Here is a 20,948-nt window from a genome sequence, read left to right as displayed (position 1 = left end):
CAGATCCTTAAGCTTCTGTGCATATGATTCATAGTTCTTCTTCACAGTAAGGGAATAACCTGTACCATCACCTGTTGCACTGGAATTCGTAATATCCTTTTTCCCCAGTATGAGTACATGCAGGTTGTGTACTGCAATTATGACCTCCTCATCTGAATATAGTCTTTCTATGGTTTTGTATGATACATCTATTCCTGATAACATGGAGAATATGGCAAGCATGTTTGCAAACATCCTGTTTGATTCACCCACAAGCTGCTTGATCATCAACAGCTTGACCCTCTGTTCCAGGGTGAGAGAATGTGGATGTCCAGCTCTTGGAACTATCCGTATCATTGAAACAGCTTCATTTATCAATGGATCAAGATCCTCCATCGCCATCTTGATTCTCTGTGCAAATTCTTGCTCGTAGGTTCTCCAGTCCCTTTCCTTTTTAGGGTGTTCAAGTACATATTTCTTTGATAGGATGCTGTCAAGTTCATGCAGTTTATCCTTAATGTCCCCGGATACGATTCTTGACATAAATGGTAATGTAACAAAAGGTTAAATAGTTATCTATAGATATCCATATACATGGTAAGAAGACTTGAAGTGGATAATGGAAAACTTATACTGAACGAAAATGAGATTGAGGGTTTTCTCGAGCGCACGGTAACACCCATAGGAACATCAGGAAAAGCGGATGTTCCAAGAAGGTATATTGGACGTAGGGTTTATGTGATAATCACAAAAAATCCCGGAACAATTCAGGAAAAGGGTAAAAAATAATTACGTCCCACACCCGTTAAGCCTGTAACAGACATTTATGCAACAGTAATCGGGATCACACACAGTACAGTGGTACTGGAGAGATACCGTATCATTGTAAGGGCGTGGAAATGGTTTGAGTCTGTAAGGAATGCCTTAAGGGTATCAAGGGATATGAGTTCCCATGGATTCAAAAATGAATCAATGGATATCAATGCAATGGGGAAGGACCTGGATGATGCACTCTCTGATATAATAAAAGAGGGTGAATTTACAGGTGGTGAACTGAAAAGGATATCTGGAATATTCAGCAAACGGATAGAGGACCATAGAAAAGAACTACTGTCGCCTGTAACAGGAAAGAACGGCAAAACAATTAATGTTGTGAGGCACAATGGAATAGAGGAGATTGGGCACAGGTGGTCAAGGATGCATATACGCAGGCGGACTGGAAGATCACAGACAGCAAGGGAGATGGGAAAGTATGGTGCACTTACTGCAGTTCTTTCCAATGTGGAGAATAAGCATTACATAGAGAATATTCTTTCAAAGATTGATTTTCTTAAAGAATTCACATCCATAACAGAGGATGAACTTGACAGTGCAAGAAAACTTATAAGGCCCAACCCATGTGAGCCAATAATAGGGAAGGACAAAGAAAGAAAGCCTGCTCTAATAGCCCTGGTGAAGATACTGGAGATTAACAATAACTTATCCAGTAAGGATCTGAATGCATGGGTTGAATCAATCAAAATCTAATCGGATTTTGATACCATATAAAAATAATTGCCAAATATTGAAAAACATAATATATACCTAATAATTATAGGTGTATGGGAGAAAGCCTTGCTGATATTGAGATATCTAAAGATGGTGAAATATACTATGTCCGCATGACTTTGCCGAGTGGCGAGGTTGTGAGTATGGAAAATGAAAACTTTGAAGAGATACTGGAAGAAATTGCCAATGATCTGCAGGACAGGTATCCAGCGTAAATGCGGGGATGGCCCAGTGGTACGGCGGCAGCCTGCTAAGCTGTTTCTCGAAATGAGAGCATGGGTTCAAATCCCATTCCCCGCGTTCTAATTTTAATTTCTTAAATATTTTTGGTCAATCCGAAATTATGTAAAACTGTGAACTACCTCATGCCGTGTCATAGAGGCTCCCTGTTTCACATACAAAAATTACATAGGGGTGTATATAAAATTCTTTCAGTATGGAGGCACCATGCCTGAATTTCATGTACGACACTGGAACGGTTAATTTTTTTAAAAAATCCTTAAATTTTTGTGGTCTCACCTTATAATAAATGTTATTTAATCTTCTTTACAAGAATTTACCACATAATAACACGGTGACTTTCTTCTAGATTGATATACAAATTAAATTCCACCCAGAAGGAAACATATCATGCCCCATATCATTGCCACCTTCGAAACCTTTTGCCCTCTCGATATATTTGCATTTAAATACCATATTGTAAGGGCGAATAATAAATCATCAAGTAGCACGGCGTACAGGTAATAGATAGAAAGTATATGGAAATAATAGGGCAAAAACGATATAAAAATTGTTGTAACCACAAATGCAGCAGATACAATTTTTGCATTCTTGATTCCGTATCTTTTTGGAAGTGTGATTCTGTCAATATCTCCTTTGACATCTTCAATATCTTTCATTATTTCTCTGGACATATTAGAGAAAAATGCCAGGAAGAAGAGCAGAATCATTTTTGAAAGCATGTCCGTGATAAAACCCCCATAGAGGAATATCATACCTATGAGAAGACTTATTGTAATATTTCCGGGCAGACCAAGTTTTTTTGTTTTGAACTCATAGCTGACAAGAAGCAATTCAGCGAGTATAACTACTGTGCTGATAAGCAGAGATATGAAAATAGAAATTAAAAATCCTAAAATGAAAAACGACAGCGCCAGGTAATATGCAGATTTTTTAGTTATGGTTCCTGCAGGCAATGGTCTATCTGGATGATTATACCTATCCGTTTCAAGGTCGCTTATATCATTTATTATATTTCCTCCAGCCGTTACAAGAAATACACTTATTGCACCGAGAGTCAGAGGGATTATAAATTTGGTTATGTGCACGTTTACGGCTATAAATCCAACTATGTATATTGAAAAGAAACCCATGAATCCATTCACCGGCCGTGTAATTTTAAGCCATCTATTCATTTAAAGCCTAATAATCACATTAATATTATATTTTTGTTACCTTTTCATAGGCAATCATGAAAATTATGAGACTATATGCAAACGTTTATATATGAAATTTTATATAGACAACTATGGATATATCAGGTTACATATTATTAGCAATTGCATTAATTGATGGTTTACTCTTTGGTCTAGCGATTAAAAAGGGAATTGTTTCGGCTATTTTACTTATAATCGCCTTTATTTTGGCAGGTTATGCCGGGTTGTCATTTATACCCAATATTTCAACTAGCAAGGTAATATCTTATGCCACTACGTTCTTTTATAAGAATATGAGCAATGCCCCGGGATTACTGAATCTTGGGCATGCAGGCGCAGTGACAATTGTCCTGGTATTATTCCTTATAGGACTGGGAATAGGTATATGGAAAGGATAAAGATTTTTTAACTTTTCATTTATACATTTTAAGAATTTCAGGAAATGAGTCAATATAGAAATAATTGGTATTAAAATGCCCACTGGGATATTCTTTATAATAATGCTCTATTTTGTTTTTCTCCAGTATTTTGTGAATCATATTCATGCCAATGTTGATTTTGTATTCGTCTCGATTCCCTGTCTGGAGTATTATTTTTTTCCCGTTTAGTTTTTCAGTTTCATCAATAAGCCTTCTAACAGGATCAAATTTCAGCCATTTATTCCATATATCTTCTATTATTTCGCCAGTATCCAGTGAAAATGGCAGTTCTATTTTTGTACCATTTGGCGAATATGAGGCCGCCATGGCCACGACATTATATGCTGTCAGCTCATCCTGGCTATGTATAAACTCCTCCCTGTATTTTTCTATGAAACTATCGAGAGTATTATCTTTCATAACCATATAGGCTGTTGCAAAATCAGGCATATAACAGTATGGAAAATATGAGTCCCCGGATATATCTATGAATCCTCTGAACATATTGGGATAATCCATAACAATGGAAATAGAACCAAAGCCTCCAGAAGACTTTCCGAAGAGGTAAATGTCCCGATCTCCATATAGTTCATGAATATAATTTACAAGGTCAAGGACTATAAAACTTTTATAATTACCTATTGCTGTAGAATCCACAAATTGATTTCCACCAAATTTTGTCATTGTATCTGGTAATATTATTATATAGCTATATTGATCTTCCATTTTTTTCAATACATCCATGAAATCGAAAGATGTATAACTTTTATTTAGAAAACTATTTCCTGAACCAAAAAATCCTGGAAGTCCTATGAATACAGGAGTATTCGAGGTTACACAATTTTCTATTCTTATTATTTTTCTTTTGTATTCATCTCCCAGGGGATTTCCATTCAGCGATTTGGCGACTAATTTATCTTCCATAATTTTATACATAATATCCCATGTTTTTGGCATATAAAGATTTGATCCCTTTTATAACCTTATTTTCAAAATTGTAAGGAAATCTACCAAAAAGCTTATTAACCCATAAATTAATTTAGTTATTGGAGGTGCTTCAATGGTCAGTTTCACAATGCATTACGACGATGAAGATGATGATGAAGATGAGGACGACGATGATGACGAGTAATCCGATTCTCGATAAACTCCTTTTAGCAAAGACCTATTATATTTTATATTGATTTTTTGTTAAATTTAATCTTTAAGGTTAAATAAACCTTTGATATGAATAGCCATGAATATTGTTATTATTGGTGGAGGAGCAGCTGGTATGTCAGCCGCATCTAAGGCGAGGAGAATGGATAAAAATGCCAGAATAACCGTACTTGAAAAGACAGGCTATGTATCCTATGCAGAATGCGGAATGCCATATTATCTCTCTGGTTATTTTGAAAATGTCAATGACCTGCTACATTATCCTCTCAGTGAATTTATCGAGCATAGAGGCATAGATGTAATCACAAACGCAGTTGTGGACTCAATAAACAGAAAGGAAAAATATATAGAATCAAATGGAAAAAAATACCCATATGATAAGCTGGTCATAGCGACGGGTGCAGAGCCCAGGATTTCGGAGGGATTTGCCAATTATGTGCTGGCACTGAGGAACATGGACGATGTGATTCGAATAAAAGGAAAGATCAGGGGTGTTAATGATATTACCATAATAGGTGCAGGTGTCCTGGGAACAGAACTGTTTTCATTGCTTGGAGAAAAATATAATGTAAGGCTTATTTCCAAACACGAATATGTACTACCCCATATGGACAGGGATATGGGAAATATACTTACAGATATTCTAAGTAGAAATGGGAAAGAAATAGAATATAATTCAGTTCCCACAGCAATATCCGGTTCTCCGGGAAATTATTCTGTAACCACAAGTAGAGGTACATTCAATACAGAACTTGTTATATCTGCCACAGGAATAAAACCTTCAACTGAACTTGCAGAAAAAGCAGGACTGAAACTCACCGCAAATGGACTTATAAGTGTGAATGAGTTTTTGCAGACATCTGATCCCGATATTTATGCCGCCGGAGACAATGTGGCTACAAAAAATATTGTTACCGGATCTTCTGATTATTATCCACTTGCACAGATTGCAAATAAGATGGGGAGAACCATAGGAATCAACATATTCGGGAATAAGAGGGTGTTTCCGGGGGCACTTGGAACTACCATTATAAATGTAATGGGATACCAGGTAGGATACACCGGAATAAATGAAAATACTGCAGCAAAACTGGGAATTAATTATGGAAGCGTTTCCATAAAGGCAAAGAGTAAATCTAACTATCTGAATGGTTCCGATATATTCCTAAAGATAATTTATAATAAAAATACCGGGGAAATTGCTGGTGGGCAAATTATAGGAAAGGACAACGCTGCATGGAGGCTCAACGTAATAGCCACGGCAATATGGGGACATATGAAATTGTATGACCTGCTTTACGATGATCTGGGTTATGAACCTGAGTACGGACCGGTATGGGATCCCATACTAATATCTGCCAGTCTTGGATTAGACAAAACGGATCAGGACAAATGAAAGAATAACCATCAGTATGGTAAGTGAAAACAGGCTAACTATAAGTTTGAATATTTTTTTATTATAAATCACAAAGAGAAAGAAATTTACTATTTCTCGCATTTTAAGCTTTGATTTGCCTTCAGTTCTCTTGACGAATACCACTGGATATTCGGTAATCTTGAATCCATGATGTGTGAGCCGATTCACAATATCAACCTGGCCCACATAACCATTTTCTATGTCAACCTGTTTTCCCAGATAATCACATGCTTTTCTACTGTACACCCTAAATCCAGATGTGCAGTCATGGAGATTTATGCCAAAGGAAAGCCTGAAAAGCAAATTTGCACCCCTGCTTATTATTTTTCGAATAAATTCATCGTTGGTTATTCCACTGTCAGTATATCTGGAACCTATGACAAGATCAGATGATGTGTTTATAGCCTGCTCTACCATTCCTGGAATATCCTCTGGCCTGTGGGAAAGGTCAGCGTCCATCACAACAACATACTCAGAAGCGGTTAATCTCATCCCATCTATCTCAGCGCTTATAAGTCCCAACCTTCCCTTCCTGAAAAGAAAATGAACGTCTGGAAACTGTTTAATCAGATCGGCAGTACCATCTGTGGAATTGTCGTCTATAATATATATGAATGAAATATTATCTTTTTTAAGATCGGGTATAAGCTTGCCAAGATTTTCCTTCTCGTTCAGGGCAGGGATAACAACAGAGGCATTAAATTGCATATTAAACCAGAATAATCTTATTCAATTTAAAATATTTGATATTTTCAATTATCATCCAGTATATTAAAAGTCAGAGAAAAAGAAATTATTTACCGGGAATTTTTTCAGCATTCAACCTAAATTTTTCCAGCCTAATATCCTCGATACGGGTAAGTCTCCCTCCAACTGTGAATACTCTTTCATCAGTTTCTATTAAAAATGAATTCTTGTATCCAGGAATTACATCAGTTCCTTTTATACTTCCACTGACATCAATTTCACCATTTTGTGTGCCACCTATAACCTGCCCGGTCAGTTTAAATCCATTATTCATGAAGACATTGATTGCCTCACATGATATCCATGAAGTTTTAAATTCCCAGTTATTTTTTATCTGGAACTTTGAGATGTAAATTGATGGTTTCCATACAATATTATAGTAATAATAATTGATTATGTGAATCATTTCTTCCTCCTGAAAATCTATGGCATATTTTGTTTTTGTGCTTATATTATCCACATATACTATTGCTTCATCCCTGTCCTTAATCATTATTTCTGGAGAAATACCAGGTCTTCTCTTTATCACCACCTTATTAACAAGTTCCACAATATCATATCTGTCAGAATCCGGGAATATTGTCAGTATTACAGAAATTCCCCTTTCAGCAGCATCCAGTATATATTTATCCAAATATTTCAAGAGAGGAAGCCGTAATGATACTATAATTTCAGTTTCGGCATTGATGATCATATTTTTCATCTGTTCCCTGATAAGATTTGCATTATCCATGTACCATAGATAGGGGTTATATTTGGTATTCTCTGGTTCTGTGACCTTTACATATTCCGAAAGTTCATCCTTATATGTCGTCATTTCATTAATGATCCTGTTCAGTGCGATATCCACAGGAACTGCCCTGTATATTTTTTTCTTTCCTGGGCTGATCTCTATCAATCCCTTGTTCAGGAGATTATTAAAAAGATCGTAAACTCTTGGCTGTGGAACACCTGCGGTTGACACTATTGATGTGGATGTCTGTGGCCCGTTCAGCAAAAGAGTCTTATAAACTTTGATTTCATACGGCGACAACCCAAACTTCGAGAGTTTATCAAATAATTCATCACCAGTCATATAGGTTTATTGTAATAACATAAATAAATATTTATATTGAAAAATAAAAAAATTATAACTTTCCTATGTCTTTTACTATATTTATATCCAGCGGAGATTCTCCGGGAGTCCAGTCTGCCGGGATTGCACACATATGCCCTTCGCCTTCAGGGGTGTCATGCAGTACCTTCAATCCCATGAATGCACCATATATATGTCTTACATCTTTACCAAGACCATCATTGAACAATGCTTCATACTGTATTTTACCCTCGGGATCTATAATCACTAACCCCCTCTGTGCCTGGTAGCCCTTTGAGTCAAGGAACCCGTAGTTCTTTGCTATATCCTTTGTATAGTCGTCTATCAGCGGTATCTTGCTTTTGCTTACCCTTGGGGATGTGTCGCACCATGCCTTGTGTGAAAATACGGAATCCTCACTGATGCCGAAAACCTGGGCCCCTTCCTTCAGGAATTTGTCATATGACCCCATAAGGGCTTCAATATCTGTTGCGCAGACGAATGTAAAATCCCCTGGGTAAAATGTCAATATTACCCATTTTCCCCTATAGTCTGACAACTTAATCTTCTTAATCTCTTTCTTTTCCGGAAAATATGTATCCGTTTCAAAGTCAGGTGCTGAGTCTCCTATCTGTAACATTTCTATCAGTATTGGATAATTAAATGTTATATTAATTTAATCTTTTAAAATAAAATATAAATAAAAGATTTATGTTATTGAATGAGCTTACTGGCAAATTAATAAAATAGATATAATACAAAAATTTAATTAGGTATACCGAATTTATATATATGAATTTTAAAAATAATGAGGAGGATTACGTTAAAACTATTTTTTCTCTATGTGAAGCTTTTGGCACTGCGAATGAAAATCAGATCAGTAAGGACCTTGGTGTGTCAATGGCTACGGTTTCAGAATATCTGTCGAAGTTGGAGAAGAAACACCTTATAAGGAAAGACAACAGAAACATATACCTGACAACAGAGGGATACACCATGGTGATTCCTGTAATTAAAAAACATAGAATTTCAGAGGTTTTTGCTGTAAAAATGCTGGAAGTCCCATGGGAATATTCCCATTCCGCAGTAATGAATTTAGAACATACTATAGATGACAGATACTTTGAATCATTCGCCAAAAATCTTGGAAACCCACACACATGCCCTCATGGAAATATGATATACAGAAATTATGATGTGAAAGATGTAAATGCAAGGCTGGCCACGCCTGGAAAATACAAGCTGAACAGAATTGTATATGAAGATACAGAAATACTGAAAAAATTGGCAGACCTGGGCATGTATCCCGGTACGGAGATAGAAATTATTCCGGATAATAACACAGTGATATCCAATGAAAATGGAGAAATAAAGTTATCACTTTTATGGGCGAAGACAATAAGACTTGTTAAGTGAGCTACCTCATGCTTAAAACATTGAGGCTTCCTGTTTCACTGACAGAACTTGCACTTACTGCTGATTGAATTGTAATTTATTCTTCAATATGTAAATTATAATTCAAAATTAAAAGTATAATGAGGAAATTTATATGTACCAGTATTCCTTTTAAACTTGCTTCATGGACTGCTTTTCTTTGTCTTCATAGATTTTTTGGTTGTTATAGAGCGTTTTCTCACGGTCATATTACTTTCCAGAAGAAAACGGTATTTTTCCAGCAATGCCTTGAAATTATCATTCGCTGCATTTAATAATTCTAATGTATCCTTTAAACTCTTTTCATTTATTTCATGCGTTCTGATTTCCATGTTAAGTTCATAGTTATGCATTTCCAACTCATTTATATTGGAATTCTTTCCCTTCAGTTCATTTTGCTGAGAAACGATTTTTGATGCCTGCTCCCTATTTGCCATTGAAAGTTCCCTTATGTTATTCTCCATCTGTTTAGTTTTTGCCTCAAGTTCAGAAATATATTTCATATTTTTAGTAATTTCCTCATTTAGTTTTAAAATCGAATCCTGACTGGAAGCACCCCTATTCTCCATATCATCCTTAAGTTGCCCATTTTCTGCCCTTAGCATCTCAATTTTTTGCTCCAATGACTGGATAATTGTCCTGTTATTTTCCAATTCCGTATTTCTGTCTTCCAGTTCCAGCTGCATATTTTGGTTTTGTTTACCTGCGGCCTCCAGTGCCTCATTGGCGTCAAGAAGGGATTTGTTAAGAGATTCGTTCTGGTTTTTTAACTCTTCCTCCCTTTGTTGGCATGACGCCAGTTTATCATTAAGAGTGTCAATCTGGGATGTTAATTCTTGATTGTCTTTCTGAATTTTTTCCATGCCCATGTGCATTTTCTGGATTTGTTCCTGGAAATCTTCCAGCTGTTTTTTTGCATTTACCATAGTAGAATATATATTATTCAATATATAATTCTTTGTATGAAATATAGGTGGATAAATTATTAAAAAATTCTAATTTCAAACACAAATATCAACACTTTTGGGTTATAATCAGAAAATTTGCCCTATTATGAATAGTTTAAGTATTTATTGTAATTGCTGAATGCATGATTAAAATTGCTGGGCTTGGAATATCTGGAACATACCTCTATCACAGGCTAAAAAACGCCGGTTTTGATGTCAGTGCATACGATCCCAGAAAAGAAAAATACTATATTCCATGTGGTTACGCAACAAATGAGTTCAAAATATCTGAATATATGTCCAGAATAAATATGGATTTTGAGGATTATATACTGAACAGAGCAGGTGATATTACATTCACCGGGAACAATTTTGCCGGAAAAACATTGCAGTCTTCAGGGTTGTGCACATTTGATAAAAACTCACTGGAGGCTGATGCACGTAAAAATATTCACACTGAGCTGTTGAGGGTGCAAAATGATGATATTATAATAGACGCTACAGGCATTTCAAGGGCGTACATTGGCCACAAAATAGGCGATGTCCAGTATAAAACGCTGGAATACCTGACTGAACGTTCAGATTATAAAGATTTTTATTTTTATTTTTTGCCTGGAGGAAGGGGCTATTTCTGGAGTTTCCCATTAGGGAAAAATTTTCATATTGGCGTAGGAACTTTGTCGGAAGAGGATTTTTCATTGGTAAGAAAGTATAAGAAAATAAAGGTTACCTCAAGAAATATCAGGATGGCACCAATGTTTGAAAATGTTTACCATGGAAATGTGATTGGTGTTGGAGAAGCAATCGGAACTGTCTCTCCAATTACTGGTGAGGGCATTGTCCCGTCACTTCAAAGTGCGGAAATACTATATGAATGTCTAAAAATAAATAAAGCCGATGATGTTGGTATCAGATACCAGGAGAAAATTAGAAAGAAATTTGGATATTATAATAAATTGTCTTCAATGGTTTCTAATATACAGAAAGGGGATGTGATAAAAGTTGAGAATATATTGGCATTAAAATCCGTAAAAAGAACTATAAATGACTTTGGAATCAAATTTGATATAGTTCCATTTCTCAGACATTTTATATGATAGAATTGTTATTTGATTTTTGCAAGGAATTCTTTAATTCTTTCATTGAACCCCTTGCTGTCATCAAGATAACATGCATGCTGTCTTCCTATATTGGAAAATTCGGCAGATTGATTGTACCGCATCAACAATTCATAATTTCCTGGAGCTGAAATTGAATCATTTTTTCCCCAAATAAGGAGCATGGGCTTTCCATCAAGTTTGCTTAAATCAGATTCAAATTCAGCAATTCCCACTGCTCCAACGAGGATTAATGCCTTCACTTTGTCTGGATACTTGGTTGCAAAGCCTGTGACTGCCTCACCACCCATGGATGCACCAAGTATAACAACGGGTTCCAGTTTTAGTGCATCGATAAAGCTGGAAATGAAGGTAGACATCTCCATGGCAAGATTCTCAGATTTCCCATAACCGGGAAAATCAATGGACATAGCATGGAATCCCGAGTCCACTACTGCCTGTATTGTTCCTGTTTCTTCGTATGTTCGTGCATTAAATCTGGCGCCATGGCAGATGATAAAGGGAAAACCTTCACCATCCTCTATATAATGTATTTTTGCATCATTAATTGTTACAAATTTGTCTTCCAACATAGCTGACTATGTTTCCCTCTTAGTTAAAATTTTTGCATTTAATGAATATAATCAGCCTCCTATTCTATACAATTATTTTATTTAAAACTTTTGTTTTAATGTATCCTATAATAAATTTATAGGAAATATGTTGAAAACAATTAAAAATATGGCATTTTGAATCAATTAAAATGAATAAAGTAACATACAGATTAAAATTTTAGAAACTTTCACTATATATTATCTACGTGGATTGACGAAAAATTGCTATTATTATGGGTAGTAGTTAAATATCAAAAAAAAATATTTAATCAATGACAGATAAAATCAGTGCCAGAATACTGTGGTTTAGTGAGATATCAAAGGAGGATTTGCCCATTGTTGGAGGGAAATCGTCCAACCTTGGCGAAATGGTAAGGTTGAAAACTATTCCTGTTCCCAATGGATTTTCCACAACAAGTTATGCCTACAAGGAATTTATTAGGGAGAACGATCTGGATGATAAGATTCTTGATATAATAAAAAAAACAGATATAGACGATTCAAAAAAATTGAAAGAGGCAAGTGAAGAAATCAGACAGCTTTTCCTTAATGCACAGTTTAATGACCTATTGGCTCATGAGATCAGGGATTATTACCGCAAGCTCATTGACAGGGAAAAAAATATATACGTTGCCGTTAGATCATCCGCCACATCAGAGGATCTTCCAGACGCAAGCTTTGCTGGAGAACAGGACACATATCTTAATATACATGGAGAGGACGATGTAGTCCAGAACATAAAAGCATGCTATGCAAGCCTTTTCAGTCCAAGAGCGATATATTATAGGGAAAAGAAACACTTCGGGCATTTCAATATTTCCCTGGCCGTGGCTGTTCAGAAGCAGCTATTTTCTGAGGTTTCCGGAGTTATGTTCACTGTTGATGTCTCTACTGGGGACAGTTCCAAAATAATTATTGAGTCAAGTTACGGTTTGGGAGAATATATAGTTGGAGGTGTGGTAACTCCAGATACATACTATGTGGATAAGGCTACAATGAAGATAACCAATAAGATAATAACCAACAAGAACAAGATGCTGAAATGCCTAGAAACAGGTGGTACTGAAGAGCTGGTAGTTGAAAAAGAAATGGCAAACAGGCAGTCACTAACAGATGAGGAAATTATTCATCTTGCCAATTACGGCCTTCAGCTGGAGAAGCATTATGGAAACAGCATGGATGTGGAATGGGCAAAGGATTCCTTTGACCATAAAATATATGTTTTACAGGCAAGATTTGAAACTGTCTGGAACGAGAATAACAGGGGTGGAGAAAAAGTGCAGCAGGAAAAAGAAGCGGATGAAAATGATGTTATTTTAAAGGGATTGCCTGCGTCTCCTGGGAAGATTGCAGGTGTTGCCAAGGTATTGCTCTCGGTAGATGAAATGGAGAAATTCAAGGATGGTGACATACTCGTAACCAGGATGACCGCACCTGACTGGGTGCCCATTATGGGAAAGGCCAAAGCCATAGTTACAGATGAAGGTGGGCTTACATGCCATGCCGCAATAATATCCAGAGAACTTGGAGTACCATGCATAGTCGGTACATCATCCTTCGGGAAAAAGGCTACAGAGGTTCTAAAGGATGGAGAGACTATTACAATCGATGCAAAAAATGGCCTTGTATACCGTGGGGGGATTACCAATGTGGCGGAAGAGGAAGTCCCTGCGCAGAATGTTTACCATGAAAGCGACATAATAACTGGAACAAAGGTTCTGGTAAACATGGGTGAACCACAGCTCTCTGAGAAAGTTTCAAAGCTTCCATCCGACGGAATAGGACTTATGCGGGAAGAATTCATATGGGCGGAAATAGGTGAACATCCCCTCTCTTTGATAAAAAGTGGAAGAGGTGAATATTTTGTGGACAAACTATCCTCAGAGCTGGCGAGGGTCTGCAGGGATTTTGCCCCAAGGCCAGTTGTTCTGAGATTTTCCGATTTCAAATCTGACGAATATCAGAGCCTGAAGGGGGGAAAGGAATTTGAACCTGAGGAAGACAATCCACTCCTGGGATGGAGGGGTGCTTCAAGATATTATGATGACCGCTATAAAGAGGCATTTAAGCTTGAGCTTAAGGCCATAAAAAAGGCAAGAGATGAATATCTTTTAAAAAATCTATGGGTAATGATACCATTCACTAGAACCGTGGAGGAATTGAAAAAAGTGGTAAAAATTATGGAGGACAACGGACTGGAAAGGACAAAGGACTTCAAGCTGTTTCTTATGTCTGAGATACCAAGCAACATTATCCTTGCGGACAAATTCAATCAGTATGTTGATGGATATTCTATAGGTTCAAATGATCTTACCATGCTTCTTCTTGGTTCTGACAGGAATAATGGGAAAATGAGCTCAATGTTTGATGAACGTGACCTTGCAATAAAGAGGGCAATAAGATATCTAATAAAAATAGCACATAGAGACGGAAAAATAGTTTCAATATGCGGCCAGGCACCGTCACAGTATGATGAAATTGTTGATTTCCTTGTGAGATCCGGAATAGATGACATATCAGTTAACCCCGATGCAGTTACGCATGTAAGGAAAATGGTAGCATCTGTGGAAAAGAGGATACAGCTAGAGGCTGCACTGGGAAAGGTTCAGACAGACCCGGACTGGGATCTGCCATAATCAGTCAAAAATATTTTTTTCTGTCAATTTATAATTTTTTTTAAAAATATAGGCATTGTTATTTTTATCAAAATTTATCAGAACATAACCTGCTGAAAAGATTTCGTGAAACTTCTGTCTCAGCATCAACTTTGTTTTAACTGCCTTATCAAGATCCGTTTTTTTGAACTCATAAAAATCCCGGATAATTTTTATCCCTATCACTTCCTTTTCTGCTTTTTCAACGAATTCCAAATTATAACCATCCACGTAATTTATGAACTGTGGGTTTTCGTAATTCACATTGTAATGCTCCTTTATATGCCATTCGGCAACCAGCCTGTCCGTTGGAAGCCCTCTGTTAATACCGTCATTCATGGTACCATAAAAATTGTCCAGATAATTCCTTGACACTGCGCCAAGCTTGCCTATATTGAAATATCCGTTGAGGCTCATTACGGGATCAAATGTCCATGCTATCATCCTGTAACCGTAAGCAAGGGCAAGCTCCTTTTGCTTCATTTTCATCATATAACCTGCTCCTGAGTATTTTTTCTGGTCAATGACACCGGTCATATGAGAATATAAATATGTATAACCCTGTTTATATCCGGGATAAGAAAAACTCATTCCAATTAATTTACCTCCATCCCATGCCCCGAGGACTAATCCACCATGATATGCCATTGAATGTATGGTATCCTTAAATCCATATATGACAGTATCACTATGCCAGGCAGATTTGATAATTTCCATGAAATCTTCTATCTCCGATGAATTTTCTACAATCCGGACATCCATGTACTTCCATTGCAAACTAAACTTAAATATATCTGGGTGGAATCATAACATGTCATATTATAAGCAGAAAAAAACCGGAATAAAAAACTTATTTATATGTACTAATGATTACCCCATATGTCAATTAAGAACAAGGAAATACTTGTCACCGGTGGCGCAGGTTTCATAGGGTCTAATTTAGTAAATACATTGTCAAAGGATAACCATGTCTACGCACTTGATGACCTCCAGACTGGATCTGTACACAACCTCAGGGACTCAATAGAAAGGGTGGAATTTATCAAGGACAGGGTAAAGAATATAAACGACTACGAAATAAATCCTGATTATATTTTCCACATAGGTATATATTCATCATCCCCAATGTACAAGAACAACCCCCATTTAATGGCAAATGCCATAGATGACCTTATAACTGTACTGGAATATGCAAAAAAGAACAAATCAAAAATAGTTTATGCATCAACATCATCCATTTATAACGGCATAAAGGAACAGAAAGAGGATGTCATACCAAAAGTATCTGACTATTATACAGAAGCCAGAATAGCAATGGAGAGAATAGCCAACCTTTACTGCAATCTATATGGCATGGACGTTTCCGGAATGAGATTTTTCTCAGTATATGGTTACAATGAAAGATCTAAGAAAATATATGCAAATCTCATTTCTCAGTTCCTCTGGGCAATGCATGACAATATTTCACCGGTATTGTATGGTGACGGAGAGCAGAAGAGAGACTTTGTATTCATTGAAGACCTTGTAAATGCACTTATTCTTGCTGCCGAAAATAACAAAAAATTCAATGTTTACAACGTGGGAACTGGAAAAAATTATACCTTAAATGAACTTGTACAGATACTAAACAAGCATCTTGGCAAAAACATAAAACCAGAATACATTGAAAATCCTATGAAGGACACATATGTTTACTATACACTGGCTGATATCAAAAAGACAGAGGAGAAAATAGGGTTCAAAGCTAAAGTTTCACTTGATGAGGGAATTGATAAACTCATAAAATATTATAATTATTAAATTTTAAAAATCATTATTTTCCAGTAAAACAAACATAAATTTTAATATTATTTTTTCATTGTTAATGATATGGCAGTATCACCAAGAAAAGGAATGTTTATCCCCAAAAAATCAACATTCGTACGAAAAAGAAAACATTCATCCAGGGAACGGTTTGAACCCGGATATCTGACCAAAGAAAAACAGAAATTGAAAAATGAAAAGGATAACATCACAAACCTTAGAAAAGCCCTTAATAAATGTGGGGCCAGGATGGACTGTGCCAGGAAGGTTATAAAGAGAAGCAGAATCTGCAGGCATAATTTTGAGGAAATTGAATCTGGCTATCATAAGGTAATAAGGGTTTACCTGCGCAATGGTGGATACATGCATCTGGAAAATGACAGGTGGATATACCATAAAAAAGAATAATCAATCAACATAATTCCTGATCTCCCTTAATAAGGATATGAAATCCTCCTTCTTCAGGAGTCCGGTATTCACATTTCTTGGACTCGGATGGTATGAACAGTATACCCTTATGCCAGAAATATCGTAGTGCGTGCCATGAGAAAACCTAATGCCAGAAATTCTTATACCCCTGGATTTAAAGTCGTTTATTACAGAATCAAAGGCTATCTTTCCAAGGGACAGTATGGCTTTCAGATTTTTCATAAGCCTAATTTCATTTTCAATAAATCCCCTGCAGTTTTCAAGTTCGCTTTTAAGTGGTTTATTGTCCGGTGGAGCACATCTAAGTGCCAGTGTAATATACATATCATTATATTCCAGCCCATCACCGGTTCTTTCCGATGTGGGAATATTTGTAAGACCAACTTCATACATTGAAGATATTAAAAAATCCGAACTTTTATCCCCTGTGAAAATTCTGCCTGTTCTGTTGCCCCCATTGAAGGCAGGTGCAAGCCCCACAGCAAGAATTCTACCATTTATATCTCCGTGACCTGTGATAGGTTTATTCCAGTAGTTTTCGCCAGAGTATCTTCTAGGAATGCCCATGCTATTTCTGTATTCAACCAATCTTGCGCATTTTCTGCATGAAATTACCCTTTCATTTAATTTACCGGGGTTCATTTCAAGCTATGTCCCCCATCGACCGGTATCACAGCACCATTTATCCATGAGGACTTCCCTTCAATTAAGTAATCGATCACATTTGATATGTCTTCCGGAGGTGTTTCTAAGTCTCCGTACTTCCTCATTTTCGAATAATCTCTTCCTATTTCAAAACTCTGTTTTATGTATTCCGGCGCAATCACATTTACCCTGACACCTTTCTGAAGCAGCTCGACAGCCATCGTCTTTGCAGCCTTTTCCAGTGCATACTTTGAAATGGAATATGAAAGAAGGTTTGTTTTGTTTTTTGTTGATATTGAAGAATTACTAATGAAAATTATGGAAGACCCATATGCCATGTGTTTTACTGCGTATTTTGAAAGATAAAGTGGAATTTTCAGATGGTTCAATATCATCTGATCCAGCCCTTCCAGCCCCTCAATGGAGTCTTCCATAAATCCGCCTACCATTACGACCAGTGAATCAAGAGATTTGAAATATTTGGATGAGTCTTCAATAAGTGCCTTGCAGCTTTCCTCATCCTTCAATTCCATTGCAATAGAACGAATACTGCCGTAAATGGAATACTCCGAAACAATCTCTTTGAGTTTTTCCTGATTTCTTGAATTTATTATAACATGGTTGTTCTGCAGAAGGAGATCGTAACTAAGAGATTTCCCCAATTCCCCGATTCCTGCAATCAGTATATTTTTTCCAGACATAGATATATAATCGACTGCTATCTAAAATATATTTGGTATTTGCTGGAATCTCAATATTAATATATTATAATCAGATTGATTTTACATGGGGCAGATAATAATAATAGGTTACATACTTGATACAATAGTGGCATTTTTTATTGGCGCATGGTTTTCCAGATTCTGGCTGAGACATCCTTTCAGGGTAAAGCCAGCAACTGGAAAGGATTCGCTCATTGGAAAAACTGGAGAAATAAAATCCACCTTAAAGAACAATTTTTATGAGATAGCTGTAGATTCACAGATATGGCGGGCTCTTCCTGACGATCCCAGTGAGACTTTCCAGAAGGGGGAAATTGCCTATGTGAAATCGGTTAGAGATTTAACGCTTTACATATCGAAAATCAAATAATTATATACTTTTTAATACTGTATTATTATGTACGGATATCACATTGGGGTAATTGGCGGAAGTTTTGCAGATGAAAAATATTGTAATATAGCATATGATGTGGGAAAATATCTTGCCGAAAATAATTGTGCTGTATTCTGTGGAGGAAAGGAGGGTATAATGGAATGTGTTTCCCACGGGGTATACGACAATAATGGCATGGTTGTTGGCATTATTCCCGGAGAAAACCGGATGGAAGGAAATAAATATCTATCCATAGCCATGCCTACTGGTATCGGGTATTTGAGAAATTTCTTTATTATAAGAGCATCTGATGCAATAATTGCCATTGAAGGTTATTCCGGAACTACATCAGAGGCAGCCTTCGCAATATCAGAGGGAAAAAGCGTTGTATCCATTGGAGATCTACAGATCAGGACAAAGGATAATGATGGAAAAATAATATATGAGAATGATCCACAGAAAGCCGTTTTCATAGCATTGCATGAGGCAAGAAAATATATTGAAAAATTTCGTTAATTTTTGTTTTTCATGAGATGAACCTTGGTAAGATGTGATACCATGAATAATATGAAGAACAATCCTATCAAATATTCAACTATGACATCTCCCAGAAGTCCGAAATGCACCACGAACATCTTGTATGGCACAAGAAGGTAATAAAGCAGCACTATTCCTATTATCACAATAACAAGTATTGTAAGCCCAGGTTTTAATGATCTCAATTTCTTGAAATAGAGAAATGCTGGGGATACAATGAACACTATACTGAGAGGCAATGCAATCTCACTGAATTCATTCCATTTTACATGGGCTATACTCTTTATCTGCACTGATGCAACTATCATTAAGATAATACCTACTATTATTATTCCAATTTCTATGTAAAGTTTAACATTGGATTTGGGCTTTTCCGGAGGAACATTAACAGGCTGCTGATTCTGGTTATTTGTCTCTGGCCCCGCTGTATTTTCCATATTCTGGGAAAAGTTCTGTTCTTGATTAGAATCCTCGCTGTTTTGATCTGACATTCTGTTCACATAATTTAGTTATTATTAAATTTTCCTATAATCGCCAATAGACGAAGGTAAAATACATAAAGCCATGGGTTATATGGAAAATATGTCAGATGTATATATTGTTTCTGCAAAACGTACACCTATAGGAAAATTCGGGAAATCACTTTCAAAAATCAAGGCGACTGAACTTGGTGCAGCTGCGATTAAGGGCGTGATACAGGATTCAGGCATAGATAAAGACCTCATAGAGGAGGTTATAATGGGCAATGTCATCCAGGCAAATGTTGGTCAAAATCCTGCAGGACAGGCTGCTTTTTATGCAGGGCTCAAACCAGAAGTGACAAAAAATACAGTAAATGTTGTATGTGCTTCCGGCATGTTAGCTACTGAAAATGCCGCCAGGGAGATTATGCTTGGAGAACACGACATTATTGTTTCAGGAGGATTTGAAAATATGAGCAATTCTCCCCTTATGATGCCATCAGAATTCAGGTGGGGTCCAAAACAGCTTTTGTACAAAAATTTGAAAATTGAAGATTCAATGCTTGTTGATGGACTTGTTGATGCCATTTACGGAGACCATATGGGTGTTTCGGCAGAGCGTTCAGCCAAAAAATACGGTATAACAAGAACCCAGACAGATGAATTTTCCGTGGAAAGCCAGAATAGGGCTATCAGAGCCACGGAATCTGGAGAATTTGCAAAGGAAATTGTGAAACTTGACAATCTTGAAAAGGATGAAGGCATCAGGAAGACATCCATGGAGGACCTGGCAAAATTAAATCCTGCATTCGACAGAAATGGAATACTTACAGCTGGTAGCTCTTCACAGCTATCAGACGGTGCCTCCGCATTGATGCTTGCCTCAGAGAAAGCACTGAATGAATATGGATTAAAACCTGTAGCGAAAATTACAGGTTACAGCTCAGCTTCACTGGATACCAGAGATTTTGTTGAAGCTCCCATACCTGCCACAAAGAAACTTCTTGAGAAGCAGCATAAGAAAATAGATTACTATGATCTGGTTGAACACAATGAGGCTTTTTCAGTGGCATCCATTATAGTGAGAGACCAACTTGGAGTGGAAAAGGATCGGTTCAATGTGAACGGCGGTGCAATTGCTATCGGCCATCCTCTTGGAAATAGCGGTTCCAGAATAATTGTTACTCTGATCAATGCACTTCAGAGCAGACATATGAAAACAGGTCTTGCAACCATATGCCATGGTGGTGGAGGAGGACATACCCTTACCCTTGAATTAATGTGAGAAATATGCAGATTTTGAATTTAAAAATGATCTACGTCATTGACCCTTTTTACGGGAAATCTTTGAAAATATGAAAGAAGAAGATTAGATCTGAGAGATACATACCTGAGAAATCAATCGTTGTAAAAGGAGGAGAAAAGAAGATGAATATAAACACAAAGAAGGTTA

At 36.7% G+C, this 20,948-nt stretch carries 24 protein-coding genes, 1 tRNA gene and 1 pseudogene; 14 read left to right on the top strand and 12 right to left on the bottom strand.

Annotated features, from left to right (window positions below):
- A pseudogene (locus AMDU4_RS09405) lies at positions 1–522 on the bottom strand (ISNCY family transposase); the annotation flags it as partial.
- Positions 523–573: 51 nt separating this feature from the next.
- Between AMDU4_RS09405 and AMDU4_RS09400 the strand changes: the two are divergent.
- The 4 genes from AMDU4_RS09400 to AMDU4_RS09385 all read left to right on the top strand — a co-directional run bounded on the left by AMDU4_RS09400 (position 574) and on the right by AMDU4_RS09385 (position 1,827).
- A complete protein-coding gene (locus tag AMDU4_RS09400; RefSeq protein ID WP_021786119.1) occupies positions 574–768 on the top strand; it encodes a DUF2080 family transposase-associated protein in 195 nt (64 codons plus the stop codon).
- Positions 769–837: 69 nt separating this feature from the next.
- A complete protein-coding gene (locus AMDU4_RS09395) occupies positions 838–1,506 on the top strand; it encodes a hypothetical protein (RefSeq protein ID WP_290704859.1) in 669 nt (222 codons plus the stop codon).
- A gap of 74 nt (positions 1,507–1,580) precedes the next feature.
- Positions 1,581–1,742, top strand: a complete 162-nt coding sequence (locus AMDU4_RS09390; RefSeq protein WP_009886324.1) for a hypothetical protein — start codon at positions 1,581–1,583, stop codon at positions 1,740–1,742.
- A 2-nt stretch (positions 1,743–1,744) separates the two neighbouring features.
- A tRNA-Ser gene (locus tag AMDU4_RS09385) sits at positions 1,745–1,827 on the top strand.
- A 302-nt stretch (positions 1,828–2,129) separates the two neighbouring features.
- Here AMDU4_RS09385 and AMDU4_RS09380 read toward each other — a convergent pair.
- Positions 2,130–2,942: a UbiA family prenyltransferase gene (locus tag AMDU4_RS09380; RefSeq protein WP_021787743.1), complete on the bottom strand. Its 813-nt coding sequence runs from the start codon at positions 2,940–2,942 to the stop codon at positions 2,130–2,132.
- 113 nt (positions 2,943–3,055) lie between these two features.
- Here AMDU4_RS09380 and AMDU4_RS09375 point away from each other — a divergent pair, with 113 nt between their 5' ends.
- The gene (locus AMDU4_RS09375; RefSeq protein ID WP_021787742.1) at positions 3,056–3,361 is read left to right on the top strand and encodes a hypothetical protein; all 306 of its coding nucleotides are present in this window, start codon (positions 3,056–3,058) and stop codon (positions 3,359–3,361) included.
- Between the two features lie 15 nt (positions 3,362–3,376).
- Here AMDU4_RS09375 and AMDU4_RS09370 read toward each other — a convergent pair whose 3' ends face one another.
- Positions 3,377–4,318: an alpha/beta hydrolase-fold protein gene (locus AMDU4_RS09370; RefSeq protein ID WP_290704856.1), complete on the bottom strand. Its 942-nt coding sequence runs from the start codon at positions 4,316–4,318 to the stop codon at positions 3,377–3,379.
- 301 nt (positions 4,319–4,619) lie between these two features.
- Between AMDU4_RS09370 and AMDU4_RS09365 the strand changes: the two genes are divergently transcribed.
- Positions 4,620–5,936: an FAD-dependent oxidoreductase gene (locus tag AMDU4_RS09365; protein WP_021787740.1), complete on the top strand. Its 1,317-nt coding sequence runs from the start codon at positions 4,620–4,622 to the stop codon at positions 5,934–5,936.
- On the opposite strand, the gene AMDU4_RS09360 is transcribed toward AMDU4_RS09365, so the two are convergent.
- From AMDU4_RS09360 to AMDU4_RS09350, 3 genes are all read right to left on the bottom strand, one after another.
- On the bottom strand, positions 5,910–6,665 hold the full coding sequence (locus AMDU4_RS09360; RefSeq protein ID WP_021787739.1) for a polyprenol monophosphomannose synthase: 756 nt from the start codon (positions 6,663–6,665) through the stop codon (positions 5,910–5,912). The genes AMDU4_RS09365 and AMDU4_RS09360 overlap by 27 nt on opposite strands.
- 85 nt (positions 6,666–6,750) lie before the next feature.
- Positions 6,751–7,779, bottom strand: a complete 1,029-nt coding sequence (locus AMDU4_RS09355) for a TrmB family transcriptional regulator (protein ID WP_021787738.1) — start codon at positions 7,777–7,779, stop codon at positions 6,751–6,753.
- A gap of 52 nt (positions 7,780–7,831) precedes the next feature.
- The gene (locus tag AMDU4_RS09350) at positions 7,832–8,419 is read right to left on the bottom strand and encodes a peroxiredoxin (protein ID WP_021787737.1); all 588 of its coding nucleotides are present in this window, start codon (positions 8,417–8,419) and stop codon (positions 7,832–7,834) included.
- A 152-nt stretch (positions 8,420–8,571) separates the two neighbouring features.
- On the opposite strand from AMDU4_RS09350, the gene AMDU4_RS09345 reads away from it, so the two are divergent.
- A complete protein-coding gene (locus AMDU4_RS09345) occupies positions 8,572–9,195 on the top strand; it encodes a metal-dependent transcriptional regulator (protein ID WP_021787736.1) in 624 nt (207 codons plus the stop codon).
- A 161-nt stretch (positions 9,196–9,356) separates the two neighbouring features.
- Here the strand turns inward: AMDU4_RS09345 and AMDU4_RS09340 are convergent, their stop codons facing one another.
- A complete protein-coding gene (locus AMDU4_RS09340; protein ID WP_021787735.1) occupies positions 9,357–10,139 on the bottom strand; it encodes a hypothetical protein in 783 nt (260 codons plus the stop codon).
- Positions 10,140–10,303: 164 nt separating this feature from the next.
- Here AMDU4_RS09340 and AMDU4_RS09335 point away from each other — a divergent pair, with 164 nt between their 5' ends.
- Positions 10,304–11,257 (top strand): NAD(P)/FAD-dependent oxidoreductase, encoded by a 954-nt coding sequence (locus tag AMDU4_RS09335; RefSeq protein WP_021787734.1) that lies wholly within the window; start codon positions 10,304–10,306, stop codon positions 11,255–11,257.
- An 8-nt stretch (positions 11,258–11,265) separates the two neighbouring features.
- Here AMDU4_RS09335 and AMDU4_RS09330 read toward each other — a convergent pair whose 3' ends face one another.
- Positions 11,266–11,850, bottom strand: coding sequence for an alpha/beta fold hydrolase (locus AMDU4_RS09330; protein WP_021787733.1), 585 nt, complete (start codon positions 11,848–11,850; stop codon positions 11,266–11,268).
- 293 nt (positions 11,851–12,143) lie between these two features.
- Here AMDU4_RS09330 and ppsA point away from each other — a divergent pair, with 293 nt between their 5' ends.
- On the top strand, positions 12,144–14,507 hold the full coding sequence (gene ppsA, locus AMDU4_RS09325; RefSeq protein ID WP_021787732.1) for a phosphoenolpyruvate synthase: 2,364 nt from the start codon (positions 12,144–12,146) through the stop codon (positions 14,505–14,507).
- On the opposite strand, the gene AMDU4_RS09320 is transcribed toward ppsA, so the two are convergent.
- A complete protein-coding gene (locus AMDU4_RS09320) occupies positions 14,508–15,287 on the bottom strand; it encodes a hypothetical protein (RefSeq protein ID WP_021787731.1) in 780 nt (259 codons plus the stop codon).
- Between the two features lie 117 nt (positions 15,288–15,404).
- On the opposite strand from AMDU4_RS09320, the gene AMDU4_RS09315 reads away from it, so the two are divergent.
- A complete protein-coding gene (locus AMDU4_RS09315) occupies positions 15,405–16,325 on the top strand; it encodes an NAD-dependent epimerase/dehydratase family protein (protein ID WP_021787730.1) in 921 nt (306 codons plus the stop codon).
- 69 nt (positions 16,326–16,394) lie between these two features.
- Positions 16,395–16,736 carry a hypothetical protein gene (locus AMDU4_RS09310; RefSeq protein WP_021787729.1) on the top strand — a complete coding sequence of 114 codons (342 nt, stop codon included), beginning with the start codon at positions 16,395–16,397 and terminating at the stop codon, positions 16,734–16,736.
- Here the strand turns inward: AMDU4_RS09310 and AMDU4_RS09305 are convergent, their stop codons facing one another.
- Positions 16,737–17,399 (bottom strand): uracil-DNA glycosylase, encoded by a 663-nt coding sequence (locus AMDU4_RS09305; protein ID WP_021787728.1) that lies wholly within the window; start codon positions 17,397–17,399, stop codon positions 16,737–16,739.
- A complete protein-coding gene (locus AMDU4_RS09300; RefSeq protein WP_021787727.1) occupies positions 17,396–18,103 on the bottom strand; it encodes an SDR family oxidoreductase in 708 nt (235 codons plus the stop codon). The genes AMDU4_RS09305 and AMDU4_RS09300 overlap by 4 nt, the downstream gene beginning before the upstream one ends.
- An 85-nt stretch (positions 18,104–18,188) precedes the next feature.
- On the opposite strand from AMDU4_RS09300, the gene AMDU4_RS09295 reads away from it, so the two are divergent.
- Both AMDU4_RS09295 and AMDU4_RS09290 read left to right on the top strand, forming a co-directional pair.
- Positions 18,189–18,494 (top strand): NfeD family protein, encoded by a 306-nt coding sequence (locus AMDU4_RS09295; protein ID WP_021787726.1) that lies wholly within the window; start codon positions 18,189–18,191, stop codon positions 18,492–18,494.
- Between the two features lie 27 nt (positions 18,495–18,521).
- Entirely contained in the window at positions 18,522–19,013 is a 492-nt protein-coding gene (locus AMDU4_RS09290; RefSeq protein WP_021787725.1) for a TIGR00725 family protein, read from the top strand.
- Here AMDU4_RS09290 and AMDU4_RS09285 read toward each other — a convergent pair.
- Complete coding sequence (locus tag AMDU4_RS09285; protein WP_021787724.1) at positions 19,010–19,525, bottom strand: hypothetical protein; 516 nt, start codon at positions 19,523–19,525, stop codon at positions 19,010–19,012. The genes AMDU4_RS09290 and AMDU4_RS09285 overlap by 4 nt on opposite strands.
- A 91-nt stretch (positions 19,526–19,616) precedes the next feature.
- Between AMDU4_RS09285 and AMDU4_RS09280 the strand changes: the two genes are divergently transcribed.
- On the top strand, positions 19,617–20,780 hold the full coding sequence (locus tag AMDU4_RS09280) for an acetyl-CoA C-acetyltransferase (protein WP_290704853.1): 1,164 nt from the start codon (positions 19,617–19,619) through the stop codon (positions 20,778–20,780).
- Positions 20,781–20,948 lie beyond the last annotated feature (168 nt).

Source organism: Ferroplasma sp. Type II (assembly GCF_000496155.1).
The sequence above is the reverse complement of the archived record's forward strand: the minus strand, read 5'-3'. Positions and strand labels throughout refer to the sequence as shown.